15 protein-coding genes and 2 riboswitches are annotated in these 16,561 nt (G+C 45.9%); all 15 genes read left to right on the forward strand.

Features of this window, described 5'->3' with window-relative positions; translation table 11 throughout:
- The first annotated feature begins 3 nt into the window (after positions 1 to 3).
- The 15 genes from NYE43_RS03475 (at position 4) to purF (ending at position 16,471) form a co-directional block, all read left to right on the forward strand.
- Positions 4 to 2,208 carry a DUF4129 domain-containing transglutaminase family protein gene (locus NYE43_RS03475; protein WP_341060909.1) on the forward strand — a complete coding sequence of 735 codons (2,205 nt, stop codon included), beginning with the start codon at positions 4 to 6 and terminating at the stop codon, positions 2,206 to 2,208.
- 161 nt (positions 2,209 to 2,369) lie between these two features.
- The gene (gene guaA, locus NYE43_RS03480) at positions 2,370 to 3,911 is read left to right on the forward strand and encodes a glutamine-hydrolyzing GMP synthase (RefSeq protein WP_268498651.1); all 1,542 of its coding nucleotides are present in this window, start codon (positions 2,370 to 2,372) and stop codon (positions 3,909 to 3,911) included.
- 143 nt (positions 3,912 to 4,054) lie between these two features.
- Positions 4,055 to 4,156, forward strand: a riboswitch (purine riboswitch).
- Positions 4,157 to 4,291: 135 nt separating this feature from the next.
- On the forward strand, positions 4,292 to 5,614 hold the full coding sequence (pbuG, locus tag NYE43_RS03485) for a hypoxanthine/guanine permease PbuG (RefSeq protein WP_024120435.1): 1,323 nt from the start codon (positions 4,292 to 4,294) through the stop codon (positions 5,612 to 5,614).
- 214 nt (positions 5,615 to 5,828) lie between these two features.
- Positions 5,829 to 6,626: a hypothetical protein gene (locus tag NYE43_RS03490; RefSeq protein ID WP_024120436.1), complete on the forward strand. Its 798-nt coding sequence runs from the start codon at positions 5,829 to 5,831 to the stop codon at positions 6,624 to 6,626.
- Positions 6,627 to 6,755: 129 nt separating this feature from the next.
- Entirely contained in the window at positions 6,756 to 6,923 is a 168-nt protein-coding gene (locus tag NYE43_RS03495) for a Fur-regulated basic protein FbpA (RefSeq protein ID WP_010333239.1), read from the forward strand.
- Between the two features lie 214 nt (positions 6,924 to 7,137).
- Positions 7,138 to 7,692: a DUF2179 domain-containing protein gene (locus NYE43_RS03500; protein ID WP_024120437.1), complete on the forward strand. Its 555-nt coding sequence runs from the start codon at positions 7,138 to 7,140 to the stop codon at positions 7,690 to 7,692.
- Positions 7,692 to 7,889 (forward strand): NETI motif-containing protein, encoded by a 198-nt coding sequence (locus NYE43_RS03505; protein ID WP_101861358.1) that lies wholly within the window; start codon positions 7,692 to 7,694, stop codon positions 7,887 to 7,889. Before NYE43_RS03500 ends, NYE43_RS03505 begins: the two co-directional genes overlap by 1 nt.
- Positions 7,890 to 7,968: 79 nt before the next feature.
- Positions 7,969 to 8,070: riboswitch (purine riboswitch) on the forward strand.
- A 140-nt stretch (positions 8,071 to 8,210) separates the two neighbouring features.
- Positions 8,211 to 8,699, forward strand: coding sequence for a 5-(carboxyamino)imidazole ribonucleotide mutase (gene purE, locus NYE43_RS03510; protein ID WP_024120439.1), 489 nt, complete (start codon positions 8,211 to 8,213; stop codon positions 8,697 to 8,699).
- Entirely contained in the window at positions 8,692 to 9,834 is a 1,143-nt protein-coding gene (purK, locus tag NYE43_RS03515; RefSeq protein WP_341060913.1) for a 5-(carboxyamino)imidazole ribonucleotide synthase, read from the forward strand. Before purE ends, purK begins: the two co-directional genes overlap by 8 nt.
- A complete protein-coding gene (gene purB / locus NYE43_RS03520; RefSeq protein WP_255004889.1) occupies positions 9,831 to 11,126 on the forward strand; it encodes an adenylosuccinate lyase in 1,296 nt (431 codons plus the stop codon). Before purK ends, purB begins: the two co-directional genes overlap by 4 nt.
- Positions 11,127 to 11,200: 74 nt before the next feature.
- Positions 11,201 to 11,926, forward strand: coding sequence for a phosphoribosylaminoimidazolesuccinocarboxamide synthase (gene purC / locus NYE43_RS03525; protein WP_095714332.1), 726 nt, complete (start codon positions 11,201 to 11,203; stop codon positions 11,924 to 11,926).
- Entirely contained in the window at positions 11,919 to 12,173 is a 255-nt protein-coding gene (purS, locus tag NYE43_RS03530; protein ID WP_010333246.1) for a phosphoribosylformylglycinamidine synthase subunit PurS, read from the forward strand. The genes purC and purS overlap by 8 nt, the downstream gene beginning before the upstream one ends.
- On the forward strand, positions 12,170 to 12,853 hold the full coding sequence (gene purQ / locus NYE43_RS03535) for a phosphoribosylformylglycinamidine synthase subunit PurQ (RefSeq protein WP_341060916.1): 684 nt from the start codon (positions 12,170 to 12,172) through the stop codon (positions 12,851 to 12,853). Before purS ends, purQ begins: the two co-directional genes overlap by 4 nt.
- On the forward strand, positions 12,837 to 15,065 hold the full coding sequence (purL, locus tag NYE43_RS03540) for a phosphoribosylformylglycinamidine synthase subunit PurL (RefSeq protein WP_341060917.1): 2,229 nt from the start codon (positions 12,837 to 12,839) through the stop codon (positions 15,063 to 15,065). The genes purQ and purL overlap by 17 nt, the downstream gene beginning before the upstream one ends.
- Entirely contained in the window at positions 15,041 to 16,471 is a 1,431-nt protein-coding gene (gene purF, locus NYE43_RS03545; protein ID WP_024120445.1) for an amidophosphoribosyltransferase, read from the forward strand. The genes purL and purF overlap by 25 nt, the downstream gene beginning before the upstream one ends.
- Positions 16,472 to 16,561: the final 90 nt, after the last annotated feature.

A 16,561-nucleotide genomic window follows, 5' to 3' on the forward strand; every position in this document is an offset into this window, starting at 1 on the left:
TACATGCCGCTTGATGACCAGAAGGGAAGCCGTTTGAGCTTGCTGTTATTTTATTTTCTGGCTTTTTTATTGCTGTGGGAGTGGCTCAGGCCGCTGGACCATTTTACAGACACGAAGCATACAGGCTTTTTTATTGTCTTTATCGGCTTGACGTTTCTGCTGACTTTTTTCAGGATGAGGTGGTTTGTCACCGTTCCTTTTTGTGTCTTATTTACATTCATTTCGATACACATTCTGTTTTACCAAGGGTCTATTTTTGACTTAAGCTGGGTCAGCTCTTTTTTACAGGATGTCTATTTGAATATCACGTTTATTCAGACAGGACAATGGGATAATATGATTCCTTCTTTTCGGACCCTGCTGTTTTTTGTGCTGCTGTGGCTGCTGGTCTATCTCCTTCATTACTGGGTGATTTACCAGAGGAGGATATTATTTTTCTTTATGATGACAGTGGCGTATATTACGATTCTTGATACATTTACGCCTTATGACGCCGCTTACGCTGTTATCCGTATCGTGCTGATTGGCTTCTTTATGCTGGGCCTTCTGTATTTGGAACGCATTAAGCTGATGGAACGAATAACGTTACCGAAAGCGGCTGTTCTGAAATGGTTTCTCCCCCTGTCTGTGCTGATTTTGGCCGCGGTGGGATTTGGGCTTGCCGCGCCGAAATCAGATCCGAATTGGCCGGATCCCGTTCCTTTTCTCAAAAAAGTCACCAATCATGATCGTGTGCCGGCAGGAGAAAGCAAAATCGGATACGGGAATCACGATGAATCGCTCGGCGGTCCGTTTCAGCAGGACGCTACCCCTGTTTTCATGTGGCAGGGAAAAGAGCGCACATATTTCCGCGTGGAAACAAAGGATACGTATACGGGAAAAGGCTGGATTGAAACAGACACGGGCATGTCGTATCAGCTTAGCGGAGGCAACGTTGAAAATCTGTGGTTTGATCATAAGGTTTCCACAGAGCAGAACACTGTACGCGTGAAGGTCGATGAGCGTTACGGATATAACCATGTAATGTATCCGATTGGTGCGCAAAGTATTAAGCCTAAGCAGGCTGTCTCGCTTGAAATGAACGGGAACACTGAACAAATTTCTCCGATCAGTGAGCAGACCGGTGATATTCGGAACATGGGCAGTTATACAGTGACGTACAACTCCCCGGTCTATAAACAGGATGAGCTGAAAAAGGTGAAAGTGAGACAAAACAGTGAGGAGTACACATTCAGCGACCGCTATATGCAGCTGCCGGATACTCTGCCTGAGCGGGTGAGAACGCTAGCGATCAAGCTGACTCAGGATCACGATAATATGTTTGATAAGGTCAAAGCTGTTGAGGACTATTTAGGATCAAACGAGTTCACCTATGAAACAGAAAACGTCACCATCCCTAAAGATGATGAAGATTATGTGGATCAATTTCTGTTTGAAACAAAGATGGGCTATTGTGATAACTTTTCGTCCTCGATGGTGGTGCTCCTGCGTTCGGCCGGCATTCCGGCACGCTGGGTAAAAGGATATACGTCTGGTGAATATAAAGAAGCGGGGAACAAAAACGGCAGCATCTATGAAGTGACAAATAACAACGCCCATTCCTGGGTAGAGGTGTATTTTCCAGAGCAGGGATGGGTCACTTTTGAGCCGACAAAAGGGTTCACAAATCCGGCTGAGTTTGCTTCCTCCGATACAAAGGATTCCGGCAGCGAAAGCAGCAGTTCGCCTGAGAAAGCAAAAGAGGAACAGAAAGAAAAGAGAAAACAGCCGGAGAAAGAGCAAAAACAAAAGGAAAAACGTGAGCCTGCCGTTTCCAAAAAAACGCCGTCTGCGCATGCAAGCGTTGGAGCAGGCTGGTATGCCGCCATGGCTGCGGTTCTTTTGACAGCGGTTTTGCTTTATGTTTTCCGTTCGTTATGGCTTCCTGTTTTCACAGTGAGAAAATTGAAGCACCGCAGTGATCAGCATGTGTTTTTTGAGGCATACGGCGCGCTCCTGAAACAGATGAAAAGAAGAGGCCTGCCTAAACGTGACAGCGAAACGCTGCGGGAGTATGCAAAACGAATCAACGAAACATATCATTCTGAAGACATGTTAAAGCTGACAGCAAACTATGAACGGGTGCTGTACAGAAATGACGATTCGGCAAAGCTTTGGAATGAATCTAGAGAGTTATGGGAAAATTTAATTAAAAGAAGATGGTCTTGACCGCTTATCGACGTGTTGTTAGAATTAGTGAATATTATCGGAGTCTGGGAGCGAGTTGCCTGACTCCGGCAAACGGCCTTGCCAAAGAGGGCGGAGCATGTTTCATATCTGTCCTCGTTTTTTTCTGTGTCAAAAAACTTAGAGGAGATTAGGTGACAACCATGACAAAGTTAGTGAATGAAATGATTCTTGTCCTTGATTTCGGCAGTCAGTACAATCAGCTGATTACACGCCGCATCCGTGAATTTGGTGTATACAGTGAGCTGCATCCGCATACATTGACGGCTGAAGAAATTAAAGAAATGAATCCAAAAGGAATTATTTTATCCGGCGGTCCGAACAGTGTATATGATGAAGGCTCTTTCCGCTGTGACGAGAAAATCTTCGAATTAGATGTTCCTGTATTGGGGATTTGCTACGGCATGCAGCTGATGACTCATTACCTTGGAGGTAAAGTAGAAGCTGCCAGCCAGCGTGAATACGGCAAAGCGAACATCCACATCGAAGGAACACCTGATTTGTTCAAAGATCTTCCGAATGAACAAGTGGTTTGGATGAGCCACGGTGACTTGGTTGTAGAAGTGCCTGAAGGTTTCACTGTTGATGCGACGAGCCATCACTGCCCGAACTCAGCAATGAGCAAAGCGGATAAAAAATGGTACGGTGTTCAGTTCCACCCGGAAGTGCGCCATTCTGAATACGGCAATGACCTTCTGAAAAACTTTGTATTCGGCGTTTGCGAATGCGAAGGCGAATGGTCAATGGAGAACTTTATCGAAATCGAAATGCAAAAAATCCGTGAAACGGTCGGAGACAAACAGGTTCTTTGCGCGCTTAGCGGCGGCGTTGATTCTTCTGTTGTTGCTGTTTTGATTCATAAAGCGATCGGCGACCAGCTGACTTGTATCTTTGTAGACCATGGCCTGCTCCGTAAAGGCGAGGCTGAAGGCGTTATGAAAACATTCAGCGAAGGCTTTAACATGAACGTGATTAAAGTAGACGCAAAAGACAGATTCTTAAATAAGCTAAAAGGCGTTTCTGATCCTGAGCAAAAACGCAAAATCATCGGTAATGAATTCATTTACGTATTCGATGATGAAGCGGACAAGCTCAAAGGCATCGACTACCTTGCACAAGGTACGCTTTACACAGATATCATCGAGAGCGGTACAGCAACGGCGCAAACGATCAAATCTCACCACAATGTCGGCGGGCTTCCTGAAGACATGCAGTTTGAGCTGATCGAGCCGTTAAACACGCTCTTCAAAGACGAAGTGCGCGCGCTTGGCACAGAGCTCGGCATTCCGGATGAAATCGTGTGGCGCCAGCCGTTCCCAGGACCGGGACTCGGCATCCGCGTTCTTGGCGAAGTAACAGAAGAAAAACTGGAAATCGTTCGTGAATCAGATGCGATTCTCCGTGAAGAGGTTGCTAATCATGGTTTAGAGCGTGATATCTGGCAATACTTCACTGTTCTTCCTGACATTCGCAGTGTTGGTGTTATGGGTGACGCGAGAACATATGATTACACAATCGGAATTCGCGCCGTTACATCAATTGACGGCATGACTTCTGACTGGGCGCGTATCCCATGGGATGTGCTTGAAGTGATTTCTACACGTATCGTAAACGAAGTAAAGCATATCAACCGCGTGGTGTACGATATTACAAGTAAGCCGCCTGCGACGATTGAGTGGGAATAAGTAAAATTAGCGAAAACCATTTTCTTTGGCAATTATGCCGAGAAGATGGTTTTTTTTGTTTATTACGAACAAAATCGATTTTTAACCGACTATTGTTCGTTTTTTATATTGTTTTTTCAAATCGAAGTTGGTACAATAGACTCAGAAATCAAATAAGATGAATTCGTATAATCGCGGGGATATGGCTCGCAAGTTTCTACCAAGCTACCGTAAATGGCTTGACTACGTAAACATTTCTTTCGTTTGATATAAATAAAACAGGTTTATTTATTCAAACTGAAATCCGTCTGTAGTCAAGCGTCCCAAAATGTATTGGGGCGTTTTTTATTTGGCGATTTCAGGGCAGGATAAATAGCAAAGAGTGAAGGGAGTCATATAGCTTGAAAAAGTTTTTTCAGTTTGATGAGCTGGGTACCAGCTATCGCAACGAAATCATCGGCGGATTAACGACCTTTTTATCCATGGCGTATATCCTGTTCGTCAATCCGATTACGCTTGCTTTGGAAAGTGTAAAAGATTTTCCGGAAGCATTGAGAATAGATCAAGGCGCGGTCTTTACGGCGACAGCTTTGGCGTCTGCAGCAGGCTGTATCTTAATGGGACTGATTGCGAGATATCCGATTGCCATTGCGCCCGGTATGGGGCTGAACGCGTTTTTTGCGTTTTCTGTCGTTCTCGGTATGGGGATTTCCTGGCAGGCCGCTTTGTCTGGTGTTTTCATTTCAGGACTGATCTTTGTTGCTCTTTCTTTAACAGGTTTTCGTGAAAAAATCATTAACGCCATTCCGCCTGAGCTGAAATTGGCAGTCGGAGCGGGGATTGGCCTATTTATTACATTTGTCGGCTTGCAGGGCTCAGGAATTATTGCATCGAATCCTTCAACCCTTGTCACAATCGGAAACATTCACAGCGGTCCTGTGCTGTTAACGATTTTCGGTGTCATCGTAACGGTTATTTTGATGGTGCTTCGCGTCAACGCTGGCGTGTTTATCGGGATGCTGTTAACGGCGATTGCCGGGATGATTTTCGGTTTGGTTCCGGTTCCGTCTCAAATCGTCGGAAGTGTGCCGAGCCTGGAATCGACCTTTGGACAAGCTTGGATTCACTTGCCGGATATTTTCTCTGTGCAAATGCTGATCGTCATTTTAACATTCTTGTTTGTCGGATTTTTTGATACGGCTGGTACACTGGTTGCTGTGGCAACACAGGCTGGTTTAATGAAGGAAAACAAATTGCCGCGTGCGGGCCGTGCGCTTTTAGCTGACTCAACTTCCATCGTTATCGGCTCCGTGCTTGGGACGTCTACGACAACGTCTTATGTGGAATCAAGCTCGGGTGTTGCTGCGGGCGCTCGTTCCGGATTTGCGGCAATTGTAACTGGGTTTCTCTTTTTGCTCGCTATGTTTTTCTCGCCGCTTCTATCAGTCGTTACGTCAAATGTAACAGCTCCGGCACTGATCATTGTCGGTGCACTAATGGTAGCGCCGCTTGGCAAAATCGCTTGGGATAAGTTCGAAGTGGCGGTTCCCGCTTTCCTTACAATGATCATGATGCCGTTAACGTACAGCATTGCGACCGGGATTGCCATCGGATTTATTTTCTATCCGATTACAATGGTGTGCAAAGGAAAAGCCAAAGAGGTTCATCCGATCATGTACGGACTGTTTGTTGTATTTATTCTTTACTTTATTTTCTTGAAATAATGAATGAAAACCAGCTGCGATGTTGCGGCTGGTTTTTTATTTTGTGCGAAAGGCAAAACCATTTCATATCATATACCGTCATGTAGATGTGCCGCCATTGTTTACTTAAATGGAAATGACTTGACTGTTCAGGAAGGCTTCGGTACCTTATATAAGTGTTTTATTTTCTTACTGAATGGTATTCCGCCGTATATTTTTGATAGGAGTTGCTAACATGACGGAAGAAAGAAAAGAAACGTTTGAAGAAGAAGTTAACCAGAATGAAGGAATAGATGAAGAGCCGCTTTCGCGGATGTCCAGAAAAGCCAGCCGCCAAAGCAAGCAAAAGCAGAAACAAAAGCAGAAACAACATAAGGAACGCGTAGAATCGTCTGTGAAAGAAAAGCTATCCTCTGTTTGGGCAGCCATTAACAGATATTGCGGCTTTGCTTTTTCAATATTAAAGTCTCCGGCGAAAACTGTTGTGGCAGATGGTTTCTCTCATTATAAATATGGTCTTATTTCAATGCTCATATTCAGTATCGTTTTTTCAATCGGAAACTGGTTTCAGTTAAAGGCGAGCTGGAACAGGCCGCTTGGTTTTGGAGAGCGCCATCACGCGTTTTATGACGGATTTTTTGTTGTTCTTGTGTATATGCTCGTTTTTTTTGCTGTTATGGTCTTCTCCATATGGGCCGTGTCTCGGTATATGATGAAGCAAAAGGTATCATTCAAGGAAGCTGCGGCTGGTTTTGGCTCATTGCTTGTTCCGGTGATCGCCGTTTCAATCATTTGGATGATATTTGCGATCGTGAATGTACCGATGCTGACTGTCCTTTTTACAGTGTTAATGCTGTTTTCGATCTTCTTTATGATGGCGTTATATGTACAGCGTCTGTATCAGGCGGCAAGCGAGGCACCGATTGACTATATCTATTGTGTGTTTGCTGTTTTAGCCGTTGCGCTGCTGTTTGCGGCAGTGACTTGGCCGTTTATTTCTGAATATTTTACGGCATCGCTTATCCCGCTTTAATGTAAAAAAACCGGCTGAAAAGGCCGGTTTTTTTGATGTCACAGTTTTTACAAATATATCTAAAAAACACAGTTGAATTGTAGGATTAATCCGTGTATGATGAGGAAAATGCGGTGGAGGATGATGGACATGGCCCATTTACTTCGTCAGGCGATTTATCAAAAGAAGGAATTTTTAAAAACCAAATTAATGCTCTCAGAATTTTATCGCGGAAGAGGGGAACAGCTCGCTGATTATACGCTGAGTGAACTTGAGAAAGAATATGAGTCCCTTCGGAAAATGAAAAAAGAGATGTGACAATAGATAAAGAAAAATGAGTCTGCTGAAAAGCAGGCTTTTTTGTTTGGATTTTGAAAAGGACAGAAAGAGGGTAAACTATTGCTGAGTGATGAAGAGAGTGTGTCGAAAAATTTTGCCTGCGATGACGGCCATAGCTGATTGTAAAGGGTTCATTTCTCTAGTAGAATATGAATGCTTTACGTAAGTTGAATGAGTAAGGAGGTTTTATAAAATGATGCAAACCTTATTATCAAACGGATTAGCAATGGTTCTCATTATTCTGATTATCAATGTTGTTTATGTATCATTTTTTACGATAAGAATGATTTTAACACTGAAAGGCCAGCGGTATTTAGCGGCCGGTATCAGCACCATTGAAATTCTGGTTTATGTGACAGGGCTGAGCCTTGTGCTTGATAACTTAGACCAGATTCAAAACGTGATTGCGTACGCACTCGGCTATGGTTTGGGCGTTATTGTCGGCATGAAAATCGAAGAAAAACTGGCGCTTGGCTATATTATGGTCAATGTGATTACAAAAGAGCTTGACCTCGATCTTCCAAGGCAGCTTCGTGAAAAAGGCTACGGCGTAACGAACTGGGTGGCCGGCGGGCTTGAAGGCGACCGCACGGCCCTGCAGATTTTGACGCCGAGAAGATATGAGCTGCAGCTGTATGATACGATTAAAACGCTTGATTCGAAAGCTTTTATTATTGCGTATGAACCAAAAACGATCCACGGCGGCTTCTGGGTCAAAGCGGTGAAGAAGAGGAGAATTAAAGAATAATGGCAAAGCCGAAGAAGAAAAAGTTTGAAGTGACAGAACAGCAAACGATAGAAGCAGTGCTTCAGCAAATGAAAGAAGAAGGATATATGCCTGTACGTCGAATGGAAGAACCGATTTTCAAGGAAAAGATGGAAAATGGGTCAATTCATATCGTTCCGTGCGGAAAAAAAATCGTATTTGAAGGGAAATTGATCTAAAACACGAACATTAGAAGAATGAATTTTTGTATCGTTCGATAATATCGTTGACATTATCCAAGTCCGTTGTTAAGATAAACATGAAATCAAAACACGACCTCATATAATCTTGGGAATATGGCCCATAAGTTTCTACCCGGCAACCGTAAATTGCCGGACTATGCAGGAAAGTGATCGATAAAACTGACATGGATATATCGCAGAAGCGAACGACTGCCGATACATGCACCATGCCCGGTTTGTATTGCTTCCTCATAAGTCAATACAAAGCCGGGTATTTTTTATTTTCTGAAAACTAAAGCATTAGAAGGTGGGAACAGAATGCAGCCGCTAGTAGGGATCATCATGGGAAGCACTTCCGATTGGGAGACAATGAAAAACGCATGCGACATACTTGAAGAACTTGAAGTGCCGTACGAAAAGAAGGTGGTTTCCGCTCACCGGACGCCTGATTTCATGTTTGAGTACGCTGAAACAGCCAGAGAAAGAGGCATCAAGGTGATTATCGCCGGTGCTGGAGGAGCGGCGCACCTGCCGGGGATGACAGCTGCTAAAACGACGCTGCCGGTCATCGGTGTTCCGGTTCAATCCAAGGCGCTGAACGGACTCGATTCACTTCTTTCCATCGTGCAAATGCCTGGAGGCGTGCCGGTTGCCACAACAGCCATCGGAAAAGCGGGCGCTGTGAACGCAGGTCTGTTAGCGGCGCAAATTTTGTCAGCTTTTGACGAGGATCTGGCCAGAAAGTTAGATGAAAGAAGAGAAAATACAAAACAAACAGTGTTAGAAAGCAGTGATCAGCTTGTCTAATCAAATCATCTATCCGGGAGCCGTCATCGGCATTATCGGCGGCGGACAGCTTGGAAAAATGATGGCTGTCTCCGCAAAACAAATGGGGTATAAAGTCGCGGTCGTCGATCCGGTAAAAGACTCGCCGTGCGGGCAGGTGGCGGATATTGAAATCACCGCTTCATACAACGACCGTGAAGCGATTCGGAAATTGGCTGAGATCAGCGATATTATCACGTATGAGTTTGAAAACATCGATTATGATGCGCTGCATTGGCTGAAAGGTCATGCGTATCTCCCGCAAGGAAGTGAGCTGCTGCTCATTACCCAAAACCGTGAAACAGAGAAAAAAGCGATTCAATCCGCAGGCTGTGAAGTTGCACCTTACCGCATCGTCAAAACAAAGGATGAGCTGAAAGAGGCGGTTCAGTCGCTGGGGCTTCCCGCAGTGCTGAAAACATGCCGCGGCGGATATGACGGCAAAGGCCAATTTGTCATCAAGGAAACGGCACAAATAGAAGAGGCTTCAGCTCTTTTAGAGCACGGAACCTGCATTCTCGAAAGCTGGGTTTCTTTTAAAATGGAACTGTCCGTGATTGTTGTCAGATCGGTAAACGGAGAAATTTCGACGTTCCCGGCCGCAGAAAACATTCACCACAATAATATTCTGTTCCAAAGCATCGTGCCTGCACGGGTTGAAGAAAGGATTCAGGAAAAGGCAGATGAGCTGGCCGTTAAGCTCGCAGATGAGCTGAACCTTGTCGGACCGCTTGCTGTTGAAATGTTCCTGACAGAGGGCGATGAGCTTTTGGTTAATGAACTGGCGCCAAGACCGCACAATTCAGGACATTACACGCTGGATCTTTGCGAAACAAGCCAGTTTGAACAGCATATCAGAGCGGTCTGCGGCCTTCCGCTTGGAAAAACGGAGCTGCTGAAGCCTGGCATGATGGTGAATCTTCTCGGCGATGAAGTGAAGATCCCAGAGGAAGAGCCAGAGCTTTTAAAAGAAGCAAAGCTTTATGTATACGGAAAACATGAAATCAAAAAAGGCCGCAAAATGGGGCATATTACTTTTATGAAGCAGCCTGAAGACGAATGGATTCAGGAGATCACAAATAAATGGAGAAATAGAGACGGAGGACAAGCAGAATGATCGAACGTTATTCAAGACCTGAAATGTCCGCGATTTGGACGGATGAAAACAGATTTCAAGCATGGTTAGAGGTTGAAATTCTTGCCTGTGAAGCGTGGGCGGAGCTTGGCGTTATTCCAAAAGAAGACGTAAAGCTGATGCGCGAAAATGCGTCATTTGATATCAACCGCATATTAGAAATCGAACAGGACACGCGCCATGACGTAGTTGCTTTTACGCGCGCTGTATCCGAATCACTGGGCGAAGAAAGAAAATGGGTGCATTACGGCTTAACGTCAACTGACGTCGTAGATACCGCTCTTTCTTACTTATTAAAACAGGCAAATGACATTCTGCTCAAGGACCTTGAGAGATTTGTTGACATTATAAAAGAAAAAGCGAAAGAACATAAATACACCGTCATGATGGGCCGTACACACGGCGTACACGCAGAGCCTACAACATTTGGTTTAAAACTGGCGCTTTGGCACGAAGAAATGAAACGCAACCTGGAACGCTTTAAACAAGCGAAGGAAGGCATCGAGGTTGGTAAGATTTCCGGTGCTGTCGGCACATATGCGAACATTGATCCGTTTGTAGAGCAGTATGTTTGTGAGAAACTCGGCCTGAAAGCCGCACCGATTTCAACACAAACGCTTCAGCGTGACCGCCATGCTGATTATATGGCGACACTTGCTTTGATTGCGACAAGCATTGAGAAATTCGCGGTTGAAATTCGCGGACTGCAAAAGAGTGAAACACGCGAGGTCGAGGAATTTTTTGCGAAAGGGCAAAAAGGTTCATCAGCTATGCCGCATAAACGGAATCCGATCGGTTCTGAAAACATGACAGGTATAGCGCGTGTCATTCGCGGCTACATGATGACAGCTTACGAAAATGTTCCATTATGGCATGAGCGCGATATTTCTCATTCTTCAGCGGAGCGGATTATTCTTCCGGATGCGACAATTGGGCTGAATTACATGCTGAACCGCTTCTCCAACATCGTGAAGAACTTAACGGTCTTCCCGGAAAACATGAAGCGCAACATGGACCGTACATTGGGGCTGATCTACTCTCAGCGCGTGCTGCTGGCATTGATTGACACAGGCCTGACTCGTGAAGAAGCTTATGACACAGTGCAGCCGAAAGCAATGGAGGCATGGGAAAAGCAAGTACCGTTCCGTGAGCTTGTGGAAGCGGAAGAGAAAATCACTTCCCGTCTTTCTTCGGAAAAAATTGCTGACTGCTTTGATTATCATTACCATCTGAAAAATGTAGATCTGATCTTTGAACGTTTAGGTTTAGCATAGAAGAAGCTTTTAGGCGGCTTCTTCCCCGCTGCCTTAGTTTGAAAATTCCCAACATTCGGGTTAGGAGGCCTTCCGTGAATATTGTGAAGAATGAACTTTTATATGAAGGAAAAGCGAAAAAGATTTACAAAACCGACGACGAAAACACGCTGTATGTGGTGTATAAAGATTCTGCAACTGCCTTTAACGGAGAAAAAAAGGCGGAAATCAGCGGCAAAGGGCGCTTAAACAATGAGATCTCAAGCCTGATTTTCAAACACCTTCACGAAAAAGGGGTTAACAACCACTTTATCGAGCGCATTTCGGAAACAGAGCAGCTCATTAAAAAGGTAACGATTGTGCCGCTGGAAGTCGTTGTCAGAAATGTGGTGGCAGGAAGCATGTCCAAACGTCTCGGCATTCCAGAAGGCACGAAGCTTGAACAGCCGATTATCGAGTTTTACTACAAGGATGACGCGCTGGGTGATCCGCTCATCACAGAAGATCATATTTGGCTGCTGAAAGCGGCGACTCCTGAACAGGTAGAAACCATTAAGTCCATTACAAAAACAGTAAATGAAGAGCTTCAAAGCATTTTTGACGATTGTCACGTCAGATTAATAGATTTCAAGCTTGAATTCGGTTTAGATGCAGACGGGAAAGTGCTTTTGGCGGATGAAATTTCACCTGACACATGCCGCTTGTGGGATAAAGACACGAACGAAAAGCTGGACAAAGATTTATTCAGACGCAATCTGGGAAGCTTAACCGACGCATACGAAGAGATTTTCAATAGACTGGGAGGCATTCATCATGTATAAAGTAAAAGTTTATGTCAGCTTAAAAGAAAGTGTACTGGATCCGCAAGGGAGCGCTGTCCAGCATGCCTTGCACAGTATGTCTTACAAGGAAGTCGCCGACGTGCGCATTGGGAAATACATGGAGCTAACAATCGAAAAGTCTGACCGTGATCTTGACGTGCTAGTCAAAGAAATGTGCGAAAAACTTCTTGCGAATACAGTGATTGAAGATTACAGATACGAGGTTGAGGAGGTAGTCGCACAGTGAAATTTGCGGTGATTGTGTTACCTGGCTCTAACTGTGATATCGATATGTTTCACGCTGTAAAGGATGAACTCGGTCATGATGTGGAATACGTCTGGCACGAGGAAACAAGCCTTGACGGCTTTGACGGGGTGTTAATCCCGGGAGGTTTTTCTTACGGAGATTACTTGAGATGCGGCGCCATCGCCCGTTTTGCGAATATAATGCCAGCTGTAAAACAGGCAGCGGCTGAAGGAAAACCTGTTCTCGGCGTCTGCAACGGATTTCAGATTTTACAGGAGCTTGGCCTTCTGCCAGGTGCAATGAGACGCAACAAAGACTTGAAGTTCATTTGCCGTCCGGTTGAATTAATCGTGCAGAGCGACGAAACATTATTCACCTCTTCCTATGAGAAGGGCCAAGCGATTACGATTCCGGTTGCCCACGGTGAAGGGAATTTCTACTGTGATGACGAAACGCTTGCTTCATTAAAAGAAAACAATCAAATTGCTTTCACATACGGTTCCGATATTAACGGAAGTGTCAGCGATATTGCCGGTGTTGTAAATGAAAAAGGAAATGTATTAGGCATGATGCCTCATCCGGAGCGCGCGGTCGATGAACTGCTTGGAAGCGCCGACGGTCTTAAATTGTTTCAGTCTATCGTGAAAAATTGGAGGGAAACTCATGTCACTACTGCTTGAACCAAGTAAAGAACAAATTAAAGAAGAGAAAATCTATCAGCAAATGGGTGTCAGTGATGATGAGTTTGCATTGATTGAATCCATTCTTGGCAGATTGCCGAACTACACAGAAATCGGAATTTTTTCTGTCATGTGGTCAGAGCATTGCAGCTACAAGAACTCAAAGCCGATTTTGCGTAAATTTCCGACGAGCGGCGAACGCGTGCTGCAAGGTCCGGGTGAAGGTGCCGGAATCGTTGATATCGGTGACAACCAAGCGGTTGTGTTCAAAATTGAATCGCATAACCATCCATCAGCCATCGAACCGTACCAAGGCGCTGCGACTGGCGTAGGCGGCATAATCCGTGATGTCTTTTCAATGGGTGCGCGTCCTATCGCTGTATTAAACTCTCTTCGATTTGGTGAACTGACTTCACCGCGCGTGAAGTACTTGTTTGAAGAAGTAGTAGCAGGTATCGCCGGATACGGGAACTGCATCGGAATCCCGACAGTCGGCGGCGAAGTGCAATTTGACAGCAGCTATGAAGGAAATCCGCTTGTCAACGCAATGTGCGTCGGATTAATCAATCATGAAGACATCAAAAAAGGCCAGGCAAAGGGTGTCGGCAACACGGTCATGTACGTCGGCGCTAAAACAGGGCGTGACGGAATTCACGGCGCTACGTTTGCATCTGAAGAAATGTCTGATGCATCTGAAGAAAAGCGCTCCGCGGTTCAAGTCGGCGATCCGTTTATGGAGAAGCTTTTGCTTGAAGCATGTCTGGAAGTCATTCAATGTGACGCCCTAGTCGGCATTCAGGACATGGGAGCTGCCGGTCTGACCAGCTCAAGCGCGGAAATGGCAAGTAAAGCGGGTTCAGGCATTGAAATGGATCTAGACTTGATTCCGCAGCGTGAAACAGGCATGACTGCTTATGAAATGATGCTTTCTGAATCACAGGAACGGATGCTGCTTGTTATCGAGCGCGGACGTGAGCAGGAAATCATCGATATTTTTGACAAGTATGATCTTGAAGCGGTTTCTGTCGGACGTGTAACAGATGATAAACTGCTGCGCCTGACACATAAAGGTGAGGTTGTATGCGAGCTCCCTGTTGATGCCTTGGCAGAAGAGGCGCCGGTTTATCACAAGCCTTCTCAAGAGCCTGCTTACTACCGTGAATTTTTAGAGACGTATGTCCCGGCTCCTCAAATTGACGATGCGAATGAAACACTGAAGGCGCTCCTGCAGCAGCCGACGATCGCAAGCAAAGAGTGGGTTTACGACCAGTATGACTACATGGTGCGGACGAATACAGTTGTGGCTCCTGGGTCTGATGCGGGTGTTCTCAGAATCCGCGGAACGAAAAAGGCGCTGGCGATGACAACTGACTGTAACGCCCGTTATCTCTACCTTGATCCAGAGGTCGGCGGAAAAATCGCTGTCGCTGAAGCGGCGCGCAACATCGTTTGCTCAGGTGCAGAACCGCTTGCGGTTACAGATAACCTGAACTTCGGAAATCCGGAAAAACCGGAAATTTTCTGGCAGATTGAAAAAGCGGCTGACGGCATCAGTGAAGCGTGCAACGTTCTCAGCACACCTGTGATCGGCGGAAACGTATCGCTTTACAACGAATCAAACGGCACGGCGATCTACCCGACACCTGTGATCGGCATGGTCGGTTTAATTGAAGATACAGCACACATCACAACGCAGTATTTCAAACAAGCGGGCGACCTCGTGTACGTCATCGGCGAAACAAAACCTGAGTTTGCCGGAAGCGAGCTGCAAAAAATGACAGAAGGCCGCATTTACGGCAAAGCGCCGCAAATCGATCTAGATGTAGAACAGGCACGCCAAAAGGCACTGCTTGACGCGATTAAACAAGGCTTTGTTCAATCAGCGCACGATGTATCTGAAGGCGGCTTAGGCGTAGCGATTGCTGAAAGTGTCATGACGACGGAAAACCTTGGCGCTAACGTGACTGTTGAAGGGGAAGCAGCGTTATTATTCTCTGAATCTCAATCCCGCTTCGTCGTTTCTGTGAAAAAAGAACATCAAGCAGCGTTTGAAGCAGCTGTACAAGATGCGGTTCTTATCGGTGAGGTAACAGCTGACGGACTTCTGAGCGTTCAAAACCAAGACGGACAACAATTGATTCACGCGCAGACAAAAGAGCTTGAACGCGCGTGGAAAGGAGCTATCCCATGCTTGCTGAAATCAAAGGCTTAAATGAAGAATGCGGCGTTTTTGGGATTTGGGGGCATGAAGAAGCCCCGCAAATCACGTATTACGGCCTTCACAGCCTCCAGCACAGAGGACAGGAGGGCGCGGGCATTGTGGCGACTGACGGTGAAAAGCTGACGGCGCATAAAGGCCAAGGACTGATCACTGAAGTATTTCAAAACGGTGAGCTCAGCAAAGTAAAGGGGAAAGGCGCAATCGGACACGTTCGGTACGCAACGGCTGGCGGCGGCGGATATGAAAATGTTCAGCCGCTCCTCTTCCGCTCTCAAAACAACGGCAGCCTGGCGCTTGCCCATAACGGAAACTTGGTGAATGCCACTCAGCTGAAGCAGCAGCTTGAAAATCAAGGGAGCATCTTTCAGACTTCTTCGGATACAGAGGTTTTGGCTCACCTGATCAAAAGAAGCGGCCACTTCACGCTGAAGGATCAGATTAAAAACTCGCTTTCTATGCTGAAAGGCGCCTACGCGTTCCTGATCATGACTGAAACAGAAATGATCGTAGCGCTTGACCCGAACGGGCTTAGACCGCTGTCAATCGGCATGATGGGAGACGCTTATGTCGTCGCTTCAGAAACATGCGCATTTGATGTCGTCGGTGCGACGTACCTTCGCGAGGTGGAGCCGGGAGAAATGCTGATTATCAATGATGATGGCATGAAATCAGAGCGCTTCTCCATGAATATCAACCGTTCCATTTGCAGCATGGAGTACATTTATTTCTCAAGACCTGACAGCAATATTGACGGCATTAACGTGCACAGTGCGCGCAAAAGCCTTGGAAAAATGCTCGCTCAGGAATCAGCGGTTGAAGCTGATGTCGTGACAGGGGTTCCGGATTCCAGTATTTCAGCGGCTATCGGCTACGCGGAAGCAACAGGCATCCCGTACGAGCTTGGATTAATCAAAAACCGTTATGTGGGCAGAACGTTTATTCAGCCGTCTCAGGCTCTTCGTGAGCAGGGCGTCAGAATGAAGCTTTCTGCGGTGCGCGGTGTTGTAGAAGGGAAACGCGTCGTTATGGTGGATGACTCCATCGTGCGCGGAACAACAAGCCGCCGGATCGTAACAATGCTCAGAGAAGCGGGTGCGACAGAAGTGCATGTAAAAATCAGTTCGCCGCCGATCGCTCATCCGTGCTTTTACGGCATTGATACGTCCACACATGAAGAGCTGATCGCGTCTTCTCACTCGGTTGAAGAAATCCGTCAGGAAATCGGAGCCGACACTCTCTCATTTTTGAGTGTCGAAGGGCTGCTGAAAGGAATCGGCAGAAAATACGAAGACTCGAATTGCGGGCAATGTCTTGCTTGCTTTACAGGGAAATATCCGACTGAAATTTATCAGGACACTGTGCTTCCTCATGTAAAAGAAGCGGTGTTAACCAAATAAAACTTGAAAATGACATAAAGGCAGCGCAGTTTGGCTGCCTTTCTCTTTCTGCCCTTGTTCGGAGAGATATTTTGAAAAGCGCCTTAAAGG

The organism is Bacillus sp. FSL R5-0434, assembly GCF_038004745.1.
In the GTDB taxonomy this organism is placed as follows: Bacteria; Bacillota; Bacilli; order Bacillales; family Bacillaceae; genus Bacillus; species Bacillus halotolerans.

Bases quoted from the DNA above. Each gene is read 5' to 3' on its own strand.
- NYE43_RS03475 (WP_341060909.1), top strand. From the start codon at position 4: ATGCCGCTTGATGACCAGAAGGGAAGCCGTTTGAGCTTGCTGTTATTT.
- guaA (WP_268498651.1), top strand. From the start codon at position 2,370: ATGACAAAGTTAGTGAATGAAATGATTCTTGTCCTTGATTTCGGCAGT.
- NYE43_RS03490 (WP_024120436.1), top strand. From the start codon at position 5,829: ATGACGGAAGAAAGAAAAGAAACGTTTGAAGAAGAAGTTAACCAGAAT.
- NYE43_RS03495 (WP_010333239.1), top strand. From the start codon at position 6,756: ATGGCCCATTTACTTCGTCAGGCGATTTATCAAAAGAAGGAATTTTTA.
- NYE43_RS03500 (WP_024120437.1), top strand. From the start codon at position 7,138: ATGATGCAAACCTTATTATCAAACGGATTAGCAATGGTTCTCATTATT.
- NYE43_RS03505 (WP_101861358.1), top strand. From the start codon at position 7,692: ATGGCAAAGCCGAAGAAGAAAAAGTTTGAAGTGACAGAACAGCAAACG.
- purE (WP_024120439.1), top strand. From the start codon at position 8,211: ATGCAGCCGCTAGTAGGGATCATCATGGGAAGCACTTCCGATTGGGAG.
- purB (WP_255004889.1), top strand. From the start codon at position 9,831: ATGATCGAACGTTATTCAAGACCTGAAATGTCCGCGATTTGGACGGAT.
- purS (WP_010333246.1), top strand. From the start codon at position 11,919: ATGTATAAAGTAAAAGTTTATGTCAGCTTAAAAGAAAGTGTACTGGAT.
- purL (WP_341060917.1), top strand. From the start codon at position 12,837: ATGTCACTACTGCTTGAACCAAGTAAAGAACAAATTAAAGAAGAGAAA.
- purF (WP_024120445.1), top strand. From the start codon at position 15,041: ATGCTTGCTGAAATCAAAGGCTTAAATGAAGAATGCGGCGTTTTTGGG.